At 66.5% G+C, this 17272-nt stretch carries 13 protein-coding genes and 1 pseudogene; 7 read left to right on the top strand and 7 right to left on the bottom strand.

The window, feature by feature from the left end; all coding sequences use genetic code 11:
* Positions 1 to 53 precede the first annotated feature (53 nt).
* From QL987_RS06620 to QL987_RS06610, 3 genes and pseudogenes are all read left to right on the top strand, one after another.
* On the top strand, positions 54 to 521 hold the full coding sequence (locus tag QL987_RS06620; protein ID WP_290156850.1) for a thioredoxin family protein: 468 nt from the start codon (positions 54 to 56) through the stop codon (positions 519 to 521).
* Positions 518 to 944 (top strand): annotated as a pseudogene (locus QL987_RS06615) (DUF4395 family protein). Before QL987_RS06620 ends, QL987_RS06615 begins: the two are co-directional and overlap by 4 nt.
* A gap of 73 nt (positions 945 to 1017) precedes the next feature.
* Positions 1018 to 1650 (top strand): uracil-DNA glycosylase, encoded by a 633-nt coding sequence (locus QL987_RS06610; protein WP_290156849.1) that lies wholly within the window; start codon positions 1018 to 1020, stop codon positions 1648 to 1650.
* Positions 1651 to 1709: 59 nt separating this feature from the next.
* Here QL987_RS06610 and QL987_RS06605 read toward each other — a convergent pair whose 3' ends face one another.
* Positions 1710 to 2657, bottom strand: a complete 948-nt coding sequence (locus QL987_RS06605; protein WP_290156848.1) for an ADP-ribosylglycohydrolase family protein — start codon at positions 2655 to 2657, stop codon at positions 1710 to 1712.
* Between the two features lie 93 nt (positions 2658 to 2750).
* Here QL987_RS06605 and QL987_RS06600 point away from each other — a divergent pair, with 93 nt between their 5' ends.
* A complete protein-coding gene (locus tag QL987_RS06600) occupies positions 2751 to 3395 on the top strand; it encodes an NUDIX domain-containing protein (protein ID WP_290156847.1) in 645 nt (214 codons plus the stop codon).
* A gap of 1160 nt (positions 3396 to 4555) precedes the next feature.
* On the opposite strand, the gene QL987_RS06595 is transcribed toward QL987_RS06600, so the two are convergent.
* Both QL987_RS06595 and QL987_RS06590 read right to left on the bottom strand, forming a co-directional pair.
* A complete protein-coding gene (locus QL987_RS06595; protein WP_290156846.1) occupies positions 4556 to 5104 on the bottom strand; it encodes a nucleotide-binding protein in 549 nt (182 codons plus the stop codon).
* Positions 5101 to 6207 (bottom strand): XRE family transcriptional regulator, encoded by a 1107-nt coding sequence (locus QL987_RS06590; protein WP_290156845.1) that lies wholly within the window; start codon positions 6205 to 6207, stop codon positions 5101 to 5103. The genes QL987_RS06595 and QL987_RS06590 overlap by 4 nt, the downstream gene beginning before the upstream one ends.
* Positions 6208 to 6515: 308 nt before the next feature.
* Here QL987_RS06590 and QL987_RS06585 point away from each other — a divergent pair, with 308 nt between their 5' ends.
* From QL987_RS06585 to QL987_RS06575, 3 genes are all read left to right on the top strand, one after another.
* Entirely contained in the window at positions 6516 to 9305 is a 2790-nt protein-coding gene (locus tag QL987_RS06585) for an N-6 DNA methylase (protein WP_290156844.1), read from the top strand.
* Positions 9305 to 9802 (top strand): hypothetical protein, encoded by a 498-nt coding sequence (locus tag QL987_RS06580; RefSeq protein ID WP_290156843.1) that lies wholly within the window; start codon positions 9305 to 9307, stop codon positions 9800 to 9802. The genes QL987_RS06585 and QL987_RS06580 overlap by 1 nt, the downstream gene beginning before the upstream one ends.
* Before the next feature lie 319 nt (positions 9803 to 10121).
* Positions 10122 to 12815 (top strand): DEAD/DEAH box helicase, encoded by a 2694-nt coding sequence (locus QL987_RS06575; protein WP_290156842.1) that lies wholly within the window; start codon positions 10122 to 10124, stop codon positions 12813 to 12815.
* An 11-nt stretch (positions 12816 to 12826) separates the two neighbouring features.
* Here the strand turns inward: QL987_RS06575 and QL987_RS06570 are convergent, their stop codons facing one another.
* The 4 genes from QL987_RS06570 to QL987_RS06555 all read right to left on the bottom strand — a co-directional run bounded on the left by QL987_RS06570 (position 12827) and on the right by QL987_RS06555 (position 17152).
* Positions 12827 to 14101, bottom strand: a complete 1275-nt coding sequence (locus QL987_RS06570) for an exonuclease domain-containing protein (RefSeq protein ID WP_290156840.1) — start codon at positions 14099 to 14101, stop codon at positions 12827 to 12829.
* A gap of 98 nt (positions 14102 to 14199) precedes the next feature.
* The gene (locus QL987_RS06565) at positions 14200 to 14862 is read right to left on the bottom strand and encodes an ATP-binding cassette domain-containing protein (RefSeq protein WP_290156839.1); all 663 of its coding nucleotides are present in this window, start codon (positions 14860 to 14862) and stop codon (positions 14200 to 14202) included.
* On the bottom strand, positions 14859 to 16778 hold the full coding sequence (locus QL987_RS06560) for a hypothetical protein (RefSeq protein ID WP_290156838.1): 1920 nt from the start codon (positions 16776 to 16778) through the stop codon (positions 14859 to 14861). Before QL987_RS06560 ends, QL987_RS06565 begins: the two co-directional genes overlap by 4 nt.
* Positions 16775 to 17152: a lactococcin 972 family bacteriocin gene (locus tag QL987_RS06555; RefSeq protein ID WP_290156837.1), complete on the bottom strand. Its 378-nt coding sequence runs from the start codon at positions 17150 to 17152 to the stop codon at positions 16775 to 16777. The genes QL987_RS06560 and QL987_RS06555 overlap by 4 nt, the downstream gene beginning before the upstream one ends.
* Between the last annotated feature and the right edge of the window lie 120 nt (positions 17153 to 17272).

Genomic DNA, 17272 nt, shown 5'->3' with positions numbered 1-17272 from the left:
CACGGGACTCAACACCCTTGGTCCGGCGGGCCGGGCGACGTAGTGTCCACACCATGACCGTCGCCCTCTCGCTCGCGATCGTCGCCGGCGTCCTCACCGTCGCGACGGTCCTCGGTCTGCTGCTCCGCAGCCGCACCGGCCGAGCACGAGTGGTCACGTCCAAGGTCAGCGACGCGACGACGGTGGCCGACCTCGCCGACCGGGAGGCGTTCGGCACCGCCGCCACGCTCCTCCAGTTCTCGACGCCCACATGCGCACGCTGCCCCGCCACGGCGCGGCAACTCGACGCGGTCGCCGCCTCGAAGTCGTCGACAACGACGCACGGCTCTGCCCGCGTCCGCCGGCTCGAGATCAACCTCGCCGAACGCCCGGAGCTCGCTCGGCGCTTCGACGTGATGCAGACCCCGACCGTGCTCCTCGTGGACGGAACGCAGACCGTCCGTGCCCGCTTCGGTGGACCGCCCCGCCAGCCCGAACTCGTCGCCGCGCTCGACGCCGTCCTGACCGAGGAGCACCCATGACCAGCAGCCCCGCACCCTCCCGAGGGATCGACTCCCGTTCGCCCCGCTTCGGCGCCGCGATCACGACGGTCCTGCTCGCGCTCGACATCGTCCTCACCCTCAACGACGGCACGCGGACGATCGGCTTCGTCCTGCTCGCCGTCATCGCCGCGCTCTTCGCCTGGGGAGGCCTGGCCGGCATCGTCCGCCACCCGTACGGCGCGCTGTTCCGCCGCCTGGTTCGCCCAGCGCGTCGGCCTCGTCGTGACCGGTGTCGCCCTCGTCCTGGCGATGATCGGCGTCCCGTACGCCGCACCGGTCGGCGCTGCCGTCGCCCTGGTCGCCGCGTTCCTCAACGCGGCGTTCGACGTCTGCATCGGGTGCCTGATGTACGTCTGGCTCGTGCGCGTCGGCGTCTTCCGCGGTCGTAGCAGCGTCGCGTGACGCGAGCTGGGTTCGTGCGGGACCTTCCTTCGCGGGCGCTCGTCAGTCGATAGAAGATCGGTACTCTCGCGGCATGTTCCTCGACGCACCGCGCGGCTTCCGTGATCCTGCAGTGCTCGCCACTCGGAACGACATGCTCGCAACGGCAGAGCACACCCTCCCGCTCGAGGCCTGGGCGCGCTCGGTCGAGGAGAAGCGTCGCTCTCAGACGCCGGACATCGTCCTGCCGCACTTCGACCCGGCGGAATCCGGCACCGAGGCGCGAGCGATGCTGCTCCTCGAAGCGCCGGGGCCGAAGACCGTACCCCGATGGGGCGGGTCCGGGTTCATCTCGGTCGACAACGACGACCTGACAGCCCAGAACGTCTGGGCGACTCGCAACGCTGTGGGTCTCCACGAGCACGTGCTCGCATGGAACATCGTGCCGTGGGTGCTCGGTCGGGCGTCGGTGAAGCCGACCGGTCAGGAGATCGAGCAAGGGGCGATCGAATTACGGGGGCTGCTGGATCTGCTGCCCGAGCTCCGCGTCATCGTCCTCGCCGGACGGAAGGCCCAGGACGGTTGGGACACCCACCTCGATCTCGAGCTCGGCGGACGGTATCGGGTACTCCGCACCGTGCATCCCGCCGGGCAGTCGTTCGCGCAGGTCGGTGCTCGGGAACGGTTCACCGGGACGCTGACGAAGGTCGTCGAACTCGTGCGTTGAGCGTGGCGTCGGAAACTCCCCCCCACGGCAGCTTCCGACGCCGGCTCCGGCGCCTCAGGTCAGTGCCCGCCGACCGCCTGCTCCGACATCGTGACGAGGTCGTCCGCCCGGAGCTCCGGCCACCCGTGCAGCACGGCTCGCCACTCCTCCGGCAGCGCCGCCGCCCCGTACAGCGCTCCGGCCAGGCCACCGGCGATCGCCGCGACCGTGTCGGTGTCGTTGCCCGACCGGACCGCGCGTACGAGGGCGTCCTCGAGCGAGGTCGACGACCGCACCGCCGCGTAGGCCGCCTGCAACGCCGACACGACCCACCCGTTCGTCGCGGTGAAGGCAACCGGCTCCGCGTGTTCCGCCGCGACGAGTCGCTCGGTCCACGTCCGTCGAGCCGCCGGGGCGAGCAGGTCCAGCCCCCGCAGGACATCGAGCTCGCCGTGTAGCACCGCGTGCCGGATCGCGACGCACCACAGCACGCACGCGTCCCCCGCGTCCGCTTCGTGGTGCGTCAGGTCGCTGACGGCGCGGGCCGCCGAGGCGAGCCGCTCCTCCTCACCGTCGTCCCCACGCAGGTACGCCAGGACGAGCGGTACCGTCCGCATCAGCGACCCGTTGCCGGCCGACCGGCCGGTCGACTCGTGCACCCGCCGGGCAGCGAGCCGACTCGCGGCGGCGGTGTGGGCCTCCAGTCCGGACAGGACCTCTCGGGTCTGGATGCCGACGTCGGGTGCGTCCAATGCCCACTTCGCCCAGGCGGCGACCAAACCGTCGAGGGCGGCTTCCGCCGCCGGGTCATCGCCTCGGGCGACGGCCTGGAGGATCGGCACGGCCATGCTCGTGTCGTCCGTCCACTCCCCTGGTCGCCACCCGAACGAGCCGCCACCCTGCATCAGGATCGGCGTCGGTTCCGGGACGGGCGGGCCGAACTCGTAGCCGGCGCCGAGGGCGTCGCCGGCAGAGGAGCCGAGGACGGCGCCGACGGCGCGGTCGAGGATCGTGGTGTGCACGGTCATGGCGAGACCTCCGGATCGGTTTAGCGCAGTTCCGCGCTAAACCGATCCTGCATCGATCTGGCGATTAACGCAAGTGCGCGTAAACTCCTGCCCGTGGCTGACACCGAGTACCGCGACCCGAGCGGCAAGCGTCTGGCGGACTACCCGCACCCCTCCGTGGCGGTCGACACCGCGGTCATGACCGTCGTCGACGGGGAGCTGTCGGTGCTGCAGGTCCGCGACGCCGTCGACGGTGACTGGCGGCTGCCGGGGACGTTCGTGCACGAGGGCGAACGCCTCGCCGATTCGGTGCTGCGGTCCCTGCGCGAGAAGGCCGGCGTCGAGGGACTCGCGCCACGGCAGTTGCACGTGTTCGACGACCCGGCGCGGGACTCGCGGGGGTGGGTGCTGTCGGTGGCGCACCTCGACGTCGTCCCCGCGGCTGCCCTGACGATCGACTCCGGGCGGGCGCGCCTGGTACCCGTCGCCGCCGCGGGGGCGATGGTGCACGCGCACGACGACATCCTCGAGTACGCGGTGGCGCAGCTGCGGGAGGACCACCGGGAGCGGCCGGACCCGCACGGGCTGCTCGCTGAGCCGTTCACGATGACGGAGCTGCGGCGGTTGCACGAAGTGGTGCTCGGGGTGCAGTTGCAGCCGGACACGTTCCGGAGGGCGATGATGGGGCGGCTCGTGGTAACCGAGGGGAAGCGGGCGGAGGGGCCGGGGAAGCCGGCGGGGTTGTACCGGCCGGGGTGAACGAGGGTGACCGATCAGCAAGGCGCACCGCTTCAGGAGCATCACGACCGTGTTTGAGCAGCTGTAGCTGTAGCAGGAGCGACGCGGCGAGACGCGCATCAGCGAACAACCTTCGCCGCTACTACCGGTGGAATTTGAACCCTCTAACCCGGCCCCGCGAGGTTGGCAGAAGATCCAAATGTCCTGAAATACTACAGAAAGAACGACCACTGTCCCCCGGATACTTACACAAGTTCACATCTCAACGTTCGCCGCGCGTTGACCTCGCCCGGCATCAGAACCGGGTCAGCTCGCACGCCAACTCGGTCGTTGTGGCGGGGCCGACCGCCAGCAGTACTCCCGCCTTGTGGTCGACACTATCCTGCTCATGGCAGCGAAACGCGGACGCCATGTGAGACCCCCAAGCTCCTGCTGCCCTGCCCACCCTGCGACCAATCTCAGCGGTCAGCACCTCTTCAGTCGTTGGTCGGCCTTGCCGGACCACCCCTCTCCCGTCGACCACCAGGTAGCCAGCTTCGAACAGCGCATCGCAGCCGAGCAAGCACACCAGCATCGCTACCGACCGAAAGACGCGGCGCTCATTTCCGCTTAGCTGAGCGCGTGGCACAATGTGCCCAGCAATCAGGAGGTCAATCGGGATGAGCAAGCCACAGATGGCACACTTCGCGCTGGCGGCACCGCTCAGCAAGTAGGAGCGAAGGGCCCCTGCTTGTTGCGAATGCTCGCAATGGCCTCGCCATCGGTGGTGCCGGAACGCGGAATCCAATTTGCATGGGGCCGGCCGGGCATTGAGCGGGTCGGGTTGGGAACCTGCACTTTGCGTAGGAGTCCCACCCCCTCGGTGATCGACAATGGGGAAAAGTAGGCCTCCCTAGGCACGCCCAACCGAGACAATAGTCCGGGTTCATCCTCAGGCGACAATTTCCGCTACTCGATCGCGGTGCAACTTCAAGCCATCGGCGATCATCTCGACGCGAACTAGCTTCCCGTCGTCATGATATTCATTCTCGCGCGGACCCCGTGGATAATATGCAGGCCGTTTCGCTTCTACAGCAGCCGCCACGACGCGACTCACCGCTCGTACATGTGACTCGGCATAATGGAAGACAACGTCGCGGGCTTTGCGTCAGTATTCACTACCAGATTGACTCAGCCGAAGACTAATCCCCGTACTCGATGAGGCCTTCCTCCAGCGCCCAACGCCTGAATTCTCCTGGGCCAAAGGGAAGGTAGTAGTCACCAGCGATGAGTTCATCTGCCAGGTGCTCAACCATCGGGACAGTCAATTGGCCAGCCCGAATTCCTTCGCAAAGCAGCGGGAGGGTCGCAGTGACCCGAATTTTCTCAGCCTCCGCGATTCCCCGTGGCGTCCCATCATCCAGAACCACCTCGAAACCTCTGGCCTTGCCAAGCGCCAACACTCCGCACTCTCCGAAGTTGTCCTTCGTCCCCAGGGGCACAAGCCGTTCCTCGTAGTCCGCGAAAACGGCCGTGAAATCGAGATCGTCGCTGCGGTCCACCTCAACCCAATCGGCTTCAAGAATTTGTCGCAATGCAGGCAGCTCCCGCTCCTGACGCAGTAGCTCGTACTCGACCGACTCAGGAATCAGGAGCCCTCGATCACCAGTCAGGAACTTCAGGGAACCTAACCACTGATGCATTGCGAAGTGCCGCAGGGGTCCCGTGTCGAATACGAGTGGATTTGTCATCCTAAGAAGTTCCAGAGTTCGCCCTCAACACGCTTTCGCCTCTGCGGCAGATCAGAATCCGTGAGTGTTCCGCGAAGCAGCTCCACCGCTCGCTCAACGCTGATCTGCTGCGCTCGATAAAGCCCGATGATGGCTCGCTGATACTGCTGCGGCAAGGAAGTGCCCTCGAGATCGTTGGAGACAAGCAGACCGTGTTCAACGATGTCCGCGCCCACGGTTTGCGTCGAACGAATTGCGTTTCCGTCACCCTCCAGCCTGAGGTCACCTATCCGCCGAGCCAGGGTAGACATGTCCACCTGGAACCGAGACGCCGTGAGAACCGCGGCATCTCTCAATCCATATTGTGCCAGCGAATTGGTCCAGAAAGATCTAAATCCGACGGAAGGCAGGAGTAGTGCTCGCGCAAACCGATCAAGCCTCGCCTCGATCCCGCTGCCGGGATCGCTCACCCGCCAATCGACAGAATACTCATCCTGGACCAGGAAATGTCCCAGCTCGTGAGCTAATGCCAGGCGCCGGCGACCAACTTTATTGTGGCTGTTGACAAGCGCTACTGCGCCTTTCTTCAGGAGCAGCGAACCGGCGTCCGCGGTATCTGGGCCGAAGTCCATTGACAAGGCCCACAGTCCAAGCCGTGAAACGACCTCCTGTAGCCGAAGAACTGGCTCTTCATCGTCCAGGCGGAGCAGCCTGCGTGCCGCTACAGCCAGAGCTTCCGCGTCATCAGCAGATTGCGGCGAGGCAAAAGGGTCGCTAATCGGGACACTCGGCACTAGTGCATCGGGAGCGAGGCGCAGCACAAACTCCACATCGTGCGCGAAGAAGTCCAGGATCGCATCGACTTGAGACTCAGCGGTATCCAGCCCCTGACTGGAACGATGTGAGACGATCGCCGGGATGGGCTCTTCGAAGAATCGAGCCATACGGATCCCGACGGCCTCAGCTATACGCATGAGCTCGAGAGCGGTCACTTTCCGTACGCCAGACTCGATCTTGCTCATGACCGTTCGATCTAGCTCGGCTTTCGACGCCAGGTCAATCTGGCTGAGACGAGCACGCTCGCGCTCCTGGCGGATCCTGCTACCAAGTTGCTCTGCATCCATGTGTGCCAGTTTCGCACACTTTTCTGGACCGCGAACCCCTGAACTTGGGCAGAACCTGAGCGACCAAGCTGGCACTCCTCGTAGGAGAGCGGACCGGCAACGCTCTGAACGGCTCCTGTCCAGGATGCGGGGAAATTTGTGCATCGACCAGGACGCCACGACAGGAGGGGGTCCTGTCGCCGCCCAGCGGACCTCTCTCAGCGCGGGCAGCGTCGTCGGTCGACCCGCGGCGCGTGCGGCCACATGCGTTCGCCGCCACCTCTACCGCGTCGGCAACGGCTCCAGTCGCTTGACGGTACCATCAAAAAGTGTCTACGAACTCGCCTGCGGCCGTCAGCAAATTCTGCGCCCTGACCGACCTGTCCAACGAATCTTCGGTGGAACAGTTCTTTGTGAGCCGACTCCTCACCGACCTCGGCTACCCGGACAACCAAATTCTGCCGAAGAGCGCGCTCAAGGAGCTGACCCTCTCTGCGTCTCGTCAGTCCGAGAAGTGGCGCCCCGACTATGCAATCACCGCCAGCGGGCGTGTGCGTTGGATCGTTGAAGCGAAGGGCGTCACTGAGAACCTCGATCAGTGGGTGGGGCAGGCGTCGAGCTACTGTTTTGAATTGAACAAGAGCGAAGCCGACAATCCTGTCGAATTCTACGTCCTGTCGAATGGTTCGGAAACGCGGCTCTACAAGTGGGACAGCGCCATTCCGCTCATGACCCTGCCGATTTCTTCGTTCGTCGATGGGAACGCCGACTTCGATCAGCTTCGGAAGTTCCTCGATCCTCACGCCTTCCAGAACGTTGCGATTATCTCAGATCGTCCCCACACGCTCCGACGAGTTCCCGTCAGCGAGCTCAACCAGCACTTCGCGTGGGTACACCGCACCATCTACAAGCGGGAAGCCATGAGCTATACCGCTGCTTTCATGGAATTCGTGAAGGTAATCTTCCTGAAACTGTGGTCCGACCGCAAGGCGCATGCCAGCACGCTTGGAAGCACCAACGCAGCGGGTTCGCTGACGTTGCCAGCCAGCGAGGTGCTCTTCTCTCGCAGCTGGATCGAATCGATGAGCGCGACGCAGAACCCCCTGGATACCCTCTTCCAGGACAGGCTCAACGAGTTTGAGGAGGAGATCTCCGAGGGCAAAAAGCGGCGGATTTTTGCGCGCAACGAACACCTGCTGCTGTCAGCCGAAACTCTCCGCGCCATCACTGAGCGCCTGGAAACCATCGACCTGATCAGCATCGACGCTGACCTCAACGGCCGCATGTTTGAGACGTTCCTAAACTCCACCTTGCGAGGCAAGGACCTGGGACAGTTCTTCACTCCCCGAAGCGTCGTAAAGCTGGCGACGAGGCTCGCTCAGCTCAAGGCACGCGAAGACCACCTGGATCGCGTGATGGATGCCTGTTGTGGGACGGGCGGCTTCCTCATCGAGTCGCTCTCCGACATGTGGGCCAAGATCGATTCCAATGCCTCCTACTCCTCAGCGAAGAAGGCCGCGCTCAAGAAGCGCGTTGCAAACGAAAGCATGATCGGAGTTGACGTTGCTCGAGACCCTGCACTCGCCCGCATTGCGCGCATCAACATGTATCTGCACGGCGACGGCGGCAGCCGCATCTTCCAACTCGATTCACTCGATAAGAAGACCAAGGGACTGCTTAACGACGACACGGAGCTGAAGGCCGAAAAGAAGGCGTTCCGAGACCTCGTCGCAGATGGCATGAAGAAGGACGCTGAAGGACATCAGGTAGGTGTAGCGGACGTCATTCTGACCAACCCGCCCTTCGCGAAGGAATACGACCGTAAGGATTCGTCGCACGCCGAGCTGCTCGACGACTATGTGCTGGCCTTCGACAACACAGGTGGCGCTCACCGTCCCCTCGCGAGCGTTGGGTCCATGGTGCTGTTCTTCGAGCGCTACCACGACCTGCTCGCTAGCGGCGGCCGTATGATCACCGTGGTCGACGACAGCATTCTGGGAGCCGCGAAAAACAAGGGTCTGCGCAAGTGGCTGCGTAGCAAGTTCGTAATCAACGCGGTCATCAGCCTGCCCGGTGATGCGTTCCAACGGTCTCAGGCGCGAGTGAAGACCTCACTGCTCCTCATGACCAAGAAGACCACGCCAGATGAATCGCAGCCTTCAGTCTTCATGTACTACTGCTCATCCGTTGGGATCGACGACTCACCACGTCAACGAGTTCTACCGATCGACGCCATCAATCGTGAGCGCGCCAACGCTGAAATCGCGACGGTTGTGAGTATTTATAAAAATTTTCAAGCGGGAGAGGAAGTACCCGCTGAGTTGATCGTGCCGGCCGAGGCGATTAGCGAACGCATGGATGTGAAGGCAGTGATGCCGTCGTTGCGCGAACGACCCATCGGCTGGGTTGAAGCTGACTTAGTCGGCAGAAAGCTAAGCTCTTTGGTTGCACGGATTGAAGCGGGTACGTCCGATGCGAGTCGCTTTGTCTCGGCTGAAGCGATAGCCACTCCAGACGATGCCGTAGACGGCCTCGAAGCCGCGACCGAAGGTCTGTCGACCGACCTGGCTGACACCCCGGCGGTGACGGCCACAGACGACACCGTGCAGTACCTCCGCGTGCGGTATGACGGAGCGTGCGAGCCTGGCGACATTGTCTCTCTCGCGGACATCCCTAAGCAGACTCTCACCAGGGTGCGGACGGGCGATCTCGTCGTCAGCCACATCAACGCTGTGCACGGTGCCGTGGGGCTTGTTCCCGAGGAACTCGATGGATCCGTGGTCACTAACGAGTACACGGTCTGCCAGATCATCGGCGACATCGACGCCTATCTCGTGTGGGCCCTACTTCGCTCCCCGGAGACCAGAGCCGACATGATCATCCGCGCGACCGGCATCGGCCGAACGCGCGTCAACTGGGACATCCTGAAGGACCTGACCGTTCCAGAGCCTCCGCCATCAGTAACGGATGAAGTTCTAGAGGCGCTACGCCTTGCAGATGAAGCCGAGTCCACGGCAAAACGGCTTCGAGCTCAAGCCCGCGAGACAGTCGGCCTTAGCCTGCACATGGACACTCAACTAGCGAACGACATCATCACTGCCTTCAAGCCACCGCGTTGATGGAGGAGAAGACACGGCGGTTTCTAGAGTCTGCCGCGATCCAGAATGGCACGACGTTGGATGGGGTGCTTCAGCAGGTTCTCCATCTCGGCCAGGACGATCTCGCGGCTCTCTATTTCGACGATGCTCTGCCAAGAGTTCGTGACTTGGTGCGAGCCCTCGACGAGGGAGTCCGGGTCAGGAATCCAGGACTGCACTACGTCGTCCGATCTACATTCATCGGATTTCGGAGAGAGGAGAACCCGCCGCGCACACGCGGTGGGCGGACACAGACTTTCCTGAGCGTCGTCCGCCGCAAAACCGATCTGAGTGTGGTTCTACCCGCGAAGCCTGCTGATGGTCACAGCCTCGGCATCGAACATCTACAGGAAAAGGGCCACCACGGCGTCGGTGACGTACGGGTTCTGCTTCAAGACCAAACTCAACTGAGCCTCTTCTTCGAGGCGTTCGCCGACTGGTTAGCTCCGGAACCCCGTCCCATGCTGGACCTCGAATGACGGTCGATCGCAAGCTCAGACGCACCACGGACAGCGACACCCCTTGGTTCAACGCATCATACTTGCACCACTCATGTCCTCGAAATCCAAAAACCCCTGTTCTACCCGGGGTTTTCTATGGCGGTACCGGTGGGATGTGAACGCCTTGGTGTCATCGTTCGGTAACCACCTAGGCGATGCTCTGTAACGGTCGCGCCTCACTGGCGGCGGCCCGTCCAGCACAACCTCCTTGACCACAGGTTGGCGCCGCTTGCGTCCACAATCCCTCCGCTGCGCCTTGGCCTGCCACGATGGTCCAACGACCCAGGGAGGGGCACAAATGGTCGACCGAACACTCCGTGACCGCCTACAAACGCTGTCCGACGTAGCCACCGAGGTCCGCCACCACCGCGCCTCCATCCAGGACGCAGCCACGTCGGCGAAGGACGACCTCCTCACCCGCCGCCTGACGATCACCGGCCCAGCCCTCTCCTGCTCCGTCCTGCCCCTCCGCCCCACCGACACGACCCTCGCAGCAGCACTACAGCACGCCGCCACACTCCCCCACGCCGACCGCGCCGCCGAGGACGTCCTCACCGTCCTGACGAAGGACGTCCCCGCAGCCCTCGCCGACGAGGACGCAGCCTCCGGCATCGCCGGCATCTTCGCCGGCCGAGAGCGCCGCGAGGCCGCAGCCCGCGCCGAGCAGTACCTGACGACCACCCTCGCGTGGCTCGACACCGGCGCCCTCACCGCGCTGAAGGCGATCGACACCCGCGACGTCCCCCGCCCCGACGCCACGCTCGACGCGCTCCTCGACACTGAGGGCCCGCTCCTCACCGCGACCGCACACCTCGGCCCGGTCGCCCTGATCGACCTCGCCCCGATGGCGCACCTCCCCACGACGATCGCGACGCTCCGGTCGGTGGTCGAGACCGAACAGGAGGCCCGTGCGCGCGTCCTCGACGCCGGTCACCGTGTGCGCGACGTCGCGGCCCGGCGTGAGTTGAACACGATGGACATCGACCGGCTCCGCGCGGTCACCCGCGACCAGCTCCGCCTCGGCGCGGTCCGGGACGCCGGCATCCAGACGGTCGGCGAACTCCTGCGGGCTCCGATCGTGGCCGGCCACCTGCCGGGCATCGGCGAGACGACGGCCGCGCGCATCAACGCCGCCGCCCGGTCGATGCAGGACGCTGCTCGCGAGGACGCCGCCATCCAGATCGACGCCCGCCGGCAGGACACGGCGAGCGTGGCTCTGGTGTCGGCGCTCCGCCGGTGGGAGGCCGCGAAGAACGGCGGCGGCCCCCGCGCGGCCGTCCTCGTCGACGAGCTCGCTCCCCTGGCGGACGCGGTCGCGCAGCGAGCGGTCCTGGGCATCGTGCACCAGCCGGGCGCTCGGGCCTCCGGGTCGTTCAACCCGGCCGAGGGCGCGGTCGAGCGGATCGAGGCGGACGTCGACGACGCCCGCCAGCGTGCGGTCCGCGCAGCGGGCGACCGCGACCGGATCGCGACGACGGACGACTGGAGCGACTTCCTCGAGCGTCCGGCCAGCTACTTCGCCCTCCTGGACGAGGTCGGGCTCACCGACTCGACGACGGCCGGCCGCGGGTCGCTGCCCGAGGGCCTGATCGAGCAGATCGAGCAGTTCCACCTGGACACGTCCCTCCTGTCCGCGTCGCTCCGCGGGTACCAGCGCTTCGGTGCGGCGTTCGCGCTGGTGCAGGAGCGGGTCGTGATCGGCGACGAGATGGGCCTCGGCAAGACGGTGGAGGCCCTCGCGGCGATCGCGCACGTGGCCGCCACCGCGACCGAGAGCATGCCCCGCTTCGTGGTCGTGTGCCCGGCCGCGGTGGTGGCGAACTGGCTGCGCGAGACCGAGAAGCACACGTCGGTGCCGGCGTTCCGCATCCACGGCACCGAGCGGGTGCGCGGCATCAGCGGCTGGCTGCGTGACGGCGGGGTCGCCGTCACGACGTTCGAGACGCTCGAGTGGTTCCGCGCGCACGTGCCCGAGGAGCAGCGGTTCGCCGCGGTCATCGTCGACGAGGCGCACTACGTCAAGAACCCCGACGCGAAGCGCACGAAGCACACCCGCGCGATCCTGGAACGCTCGGACCGGGCCCTGCTCATGTCCGGTACTCCGCTCGAGAACAAGGTCGAGGAGTTCCGGGTCCTCATCGACCACATCCGCCCGGACCTGATGGACGATCAGGACGACGACGACCCGCTGGCGTTCCGCAAGCAGATCGCGCCGGTGTACCTCCGCCGCAGCCAGGAGGACGTCCTCACCGAGCTCCCCGAACTGGTCGAGGTCGAGGAGTGGACCGACCTCACCCCCGCCGAGGCAGAGCGCTACGCCACCGCGGTCGACACCGACAGCTTCCACACGATGCGGCAGCTCGCGATGCTCGACGGCGCCGCCTCGAGCAAGATCGCCGCGCTGCGCGACGTCATCGCCGAGGCCCGCTCGACCGGCCGCAAGACCATCGTCTTCTCCCACTACCGCGCCGTCCTGGAGGCGGTCCTCGCGTCCGTCGACGGCACCGTCTTCGGTCCGTTGAGCGGTTCCACGTCCCCCTCCGGGCGGCAGGACATGATCGACGAGTTCTCCGCCGCGGCCCCGGGATCGGTGCTGGTCGCGCAGATCATCGCCGGTGGCGTCGGCCTGAACATCCAGGCCGCGTCGGTCGTGGTGATCTGCGAGCCGCAGCTCAAGCCGACGACGGAGTGGCAGGCGATCGCCCGAGCCCGACGCATGGGGCAGCTCGACGTCGTGCAGGTGCACCGGCTGCTGTCCGAGGACGGCGTCGACGCAGCCCTCGTCCGGATGCTCGCGCGGAAGACCCGCACGTTCGCGGACTTCGCCGCCGTCAGTGACACGGCGAGCGCGTCGGTGCAGGCGGTCGACATCTCCGAGTCGCAGCTGATCGCGCAGGTGCTCGCCGACGAGCGGGCACGGCTGGCGGCAGAGCGAGCGCAGACGGCGGACGGGCGGACCGCCGGAGCCGTGGCGCCGGAGCCGGCCGTCTGACGGGCTGAGCCCTACCTGGCGGCGGCGAGCGCTGCCTCCAGGACGTCCTCCTCGATGATGGGGATGCCGTACTGGCGGGCCTTCCGCGCTTTGCCGGACAGGCTGTCGACGTCGGCCGCGATGAGGACGGCCGTCTTCTTCGTGACGTTCGGCGCCGACCGTATGCCGAGCCGGGCCAGGTCCGCCTCGATCTCGGTCCGGCTCCGCCGCATCTCCCCGGTCAGCGTGACGATGCTGCCCTCGCCCAGGTCGATCGCGGGCTCCTCCGCGACAGCTGCTGCGGGCGCAGCCTGCGTCGCTGCGGAGAACGACCGCGCGCCCATGCGCGCTGGCTGCCGGCTGTGGACCGCGTGTTCCAGCTCGTCGTCCGTGACGCCGAGCAGCCGTGCAACGCGTTCGAGCTGGATGTGGTCCTGGATGGTGAGGACACCGTCCGCCCACACGGCCTCGACCAGGTCGCCGAAGTACCGGCGGTGCAGGTCCGCGCGGCTGGCGGCGTCGAGTCCGAACTCGGCCGCGTACCCGGCGAGTTGGTCGGCGTCGCTCGCGGCCAGCAGGTCCTCGGAGACGGCGCGGTCGAGGACGGCGGCGTACAGCGTCGCTTCCGCGGTGCCACCGACGGCGGGCAGACGGTCCGTCGCCACGTCGACCCGTGTGCGGGTCGCGGTTGCGTCCGTGCGGCGTCGAGCGGTCCATGCCCGACCGCTGCGCGGGACTCCGGGCCAACGCTGTCCGTCAGCCAGGGTGCCCCAGGTCGCCCACCGCGGGTCACGTCGCGACGAGCCGATGTAGGCGCCGAGCAGGCGAGCGGTGGCGTGTGCGTCGGCGAGCGCCTCGTGCGCGTCGACCAGGTCGATGTCGTAGGCGCTGCAGCAGTCCGCGAGCTTCCGGCCGGAGCCGGGGAGGAACTCCTGTGCCAGCCGCATCGTGCAGAGCGCACTGCTCGCCTGCTTGAGCGGTGAGCGGTGTCCGAGCCGTTCGAACTCGGCGTGCAGGAACCGAGCTTCGAACGAGGCGTTGTGCGCCACGACGACCCGGCCCTGCAGACGGTCTGCCAGGTCCCCGGCGACGTCGGCGAAGCTCGGAGCACCGTCCATGTCGGCGCCGCGGAGGCGGTGGATGTGCACCGGGCCGAGGTCGCGGTTCGGGTTGACGACGGTCTCGAAGGTCTGCTCGACCTCGCCGTCGGGCGTGACGTGGACGATCCCGATCTCGATGATGCGGTGTCCGTACGACGGAGCGAGCCCGGTCGTCTCGAGGTCGATCACCGCGTAGCCGTTGTGCATGTCAGTCCCTCCTGATGCGGATGAGCACTGCTCAGCGCTCGACCATCCTTACCGTGTTCCGGTCCGGCTGCGACCACCTGTTCGAGGGGTCGAACCTCTCAGGAGACGACGGTCTGTGGTACGAGGTCTACCTCCGTCGCACACCACGCCAACAACTCCGTGTCGTGCGTCGCGACGACGACAGCGCCTCCGCTCTCGCGGATCAGGTCCAAGCCGTCACGCACGCGGGCAGCGCTCACGTCGTCGAGTGATGCCGTCGGCTCGTCCGCCAGGACCAACCGCGGCTGCTGGACCAGGACCCGGGCGACGGCGACGCGCTGCTGCTCCCCACCACTGAGCAGCCCAGAGCGCATCCGTTGCCGGCCACCGAGCCCGACGACCTCGAGCGCAGCGGCGATCCGGACGTCGAGCTCCTGGCTCGTCACCCCACGAGGGCGGACGACCCGGAGGTTCTGCCGCACCGACCACTCGGGGACGACCGCGTGGTCCTGCGTGACGAACCCGACGACATCACGGCGCAGACGTCGCTGCTCACGCCTCGCTGCGGCGTGCATGTCGATGCCGAGGACCCGCACGGTCCCCCGGGTCGGTCGTTCCAGCCCGCCGAGGCATCGGAGCAGCGTCGTCTTACCCTGCCCGGACACTCCGCGGACGGCGATCGCGGCGTGCGGCTCGGCGACGACACGGAGGTCGTTCCACAGTGTCCGGGTGGCGACGTCGTACCCGAGCCCGTCGGCGCAGAGCAGCACCTCGTTCGTCATCGTTCCCTCCTTCCTTCTCGTGCAGTGACGACGAGCATCACCATGAGCAGCACAACGGTGACCAGCACGACTGCGACCGGTGTGATCGCGGCGATCGGGAGCGAGGGCGTGCTTCCCGGTTCGAGCAGTGCCCAGGTCGCCGCCGCAGCACCAGCGGCGAGCACGGCACCGGTGATGACGAACCGCCAGTGGTGCACGATCGGGTGCCGACCGGTCAGGAACCGCAACCGGGCTGCTCGTCGTGTCCGTGTGCGGTGGTCGACCGTGAGCGTGAACCCGGCGAAGACGACGGCGAACACGATGGCCAGGAGCGCGACCTCTGCGGTACGTCGCTCGCTCCGCAGGGCAGTGAGTTGTCCTTCGACCGTCGCCCCCACGCGCCGGTACTGCAGCACGATGTCGTCGAGACCAGCGCGGTGGACCGCGCGCTCCAGCGCCGCTCGATCACTGAACCGCACTTCGCCGTTCGCGACCGTCGTTCCCAAACGGTTCGGAGCGATGTCAGCAGGATCGGGGACGACCAGCACCGGCGCCTCGGGCCACGTCGGGATCTCGGGTGTCAGGGCCGACGTCCAGTCGAGCACGGCGCGGGCGATCGACGCGGTCGACGGCACCACGGCGGCACGCACACTCTGCTGCTGCGGTGATTCGAGGCCCTCCACCTCCCAGCTCTCGGCGAGCTCTTCCGAGGCGGCCTGCTGCAGCGCCCGAGTGTGCGCTGCCAGCTCTCCGGGGACGAGCAGGACCGGGTCGCCGTTCCCCGCTGCGATCCGATCGGCGTACTCCTCGAGGGCGGCAGACGCGTCTCCGACCAGCGTGAGCTCGTCGACGAAGGACACCTGCGCCATGCTCGCCGTACCGTCACGAAGCGGCCCGAGCGCGATCCGTCCGATTGCGACGTCTTGGTCGAACTCGGTGGAGCTCGTTCCGAGGACCACATCATCGCCGTGCCTTGCTTCACGGACGAGTGTCTGTTCCAACGACCTCGACTGCGCTCGGCGCTCCGACGTTGTCTGGAGATCGGCGGTCCCGAGGACCACGAGCGCGATGCCCGCGGTGGCCACGATCACGGCCGGCCATCGGGCCACCGCGCCCGGTTCTGGCTTCTGGCATGTCACGAGGGCGAGGACGACGTGGAGTGCCACGAGCAGTCCGACGGTCGGGATCAACACGACGGCGAGCTCGATCGCCGTGAACCGCAGGACCGGGCCGGTCGCGTGGCGTACCGCGAAGACGGTCCCGACGACCACCCCGAGGATGACGACCATGAACCCCACGAGGGCACCCACCTCTCGGGCTTCTCTCGCAGCCACAGCGCGCTGCGACCACCCGGTGGCGAACCGCAATCGCTGCCGAGAAGCACGGCGGGCGGACTCCGCCACGAGCGCGATGAGAACGCCGAGCGCGGTGGCGAGCACCGCCGCGAGCGTCGCGGGCTGTTCGAGCGTCGCGGCGAGCGCCTCGATCACGTGCGGAGAGATGTCCGCGTACTTGTAGCCGGACCGTCGGATTCCGTCGAGGAACTCAGCGATGTCGGACGCAGAACCGTCGAGGATGTACGTCGCAGCCAAACTGAGTTCACCCCCGTCACCCACGGGCGCAACGGAGATCGTTCCGCGGAACACCGGCGGACTCGGTGTCCCGCGGAACGAGTACGCGTTCCAGACGTCAGCGCGGCCGTCACGGTCCGGCACGAGCACTGACACGGACACCGCCGACCTGTGGGCCAGGCGCTCGATCGTCGCGACCTGCGTCGCTTTGCTCTGCGTGACCGGCAGGTCAGTCAGCGCGATGCTCGTCCGTCCGCTCAGTGCACCGAGCGATTCGACGCTGCCCACGACTGTGACGACGAGCGCTCCCGCTACGAGGACCGCGGTCGCCACTGCGAGCACCGTTGCGACCGCGAAGTTCCTCATCCCCGAGTCGCCCAGAACGCCTGGTTCCCGGACGCACCTTTCCGCGCATGGGCATAGGCAATAGTTCGCGGCGGTACCCAGGCGGTGCGGACCAGCGTGCCGCGGGCTTTCACCGATGCCCGGTGCGTCGACCGATCATTCGCGTACACCGAGTGCACTTCACCGGCCCAGACACCGTACGACCAGGTCCCGCCGCCGACAACGGCCCAACCGTTGCGCGTGACGTTGCCCTCGTCCGCCGATGCGCCTCCCTCGCGCACCGCTCCGACGGCACTGACGGAACCGACCGGTTCAGCCGCCGCGGCCGAGCAGGCGCCCCATCCGACGGCCAGCATCACCGCTGAGCCGATGGCCGCGATCATCTTCTTCTGCACGCAGATCTCCCTTCGTCATCGGCCATCTCGGCCGCGAGGGAACGGTACCGACCAGCGAGCAGTATCGGAAGTTCCACATATTTCGTATTCGCGAAACGGCATCCGCCGATCGGAGGACCC

It is taken from the genome of Curtobacterium sp. APC 4022 (assembly GCF_030407555.1).
In the GTDB taxonomy this organism is placed as follows: Bacteria; Actinomycetota; Actinomycetes; order Actinomycetales; family Microbacteriaceae; genus Curtobacterium.
The sequence above is the reverse complement of the archived record's forward strand: the minus strand, read 5'-3'. Positions and strand labels throughout refer to the sequence as shown.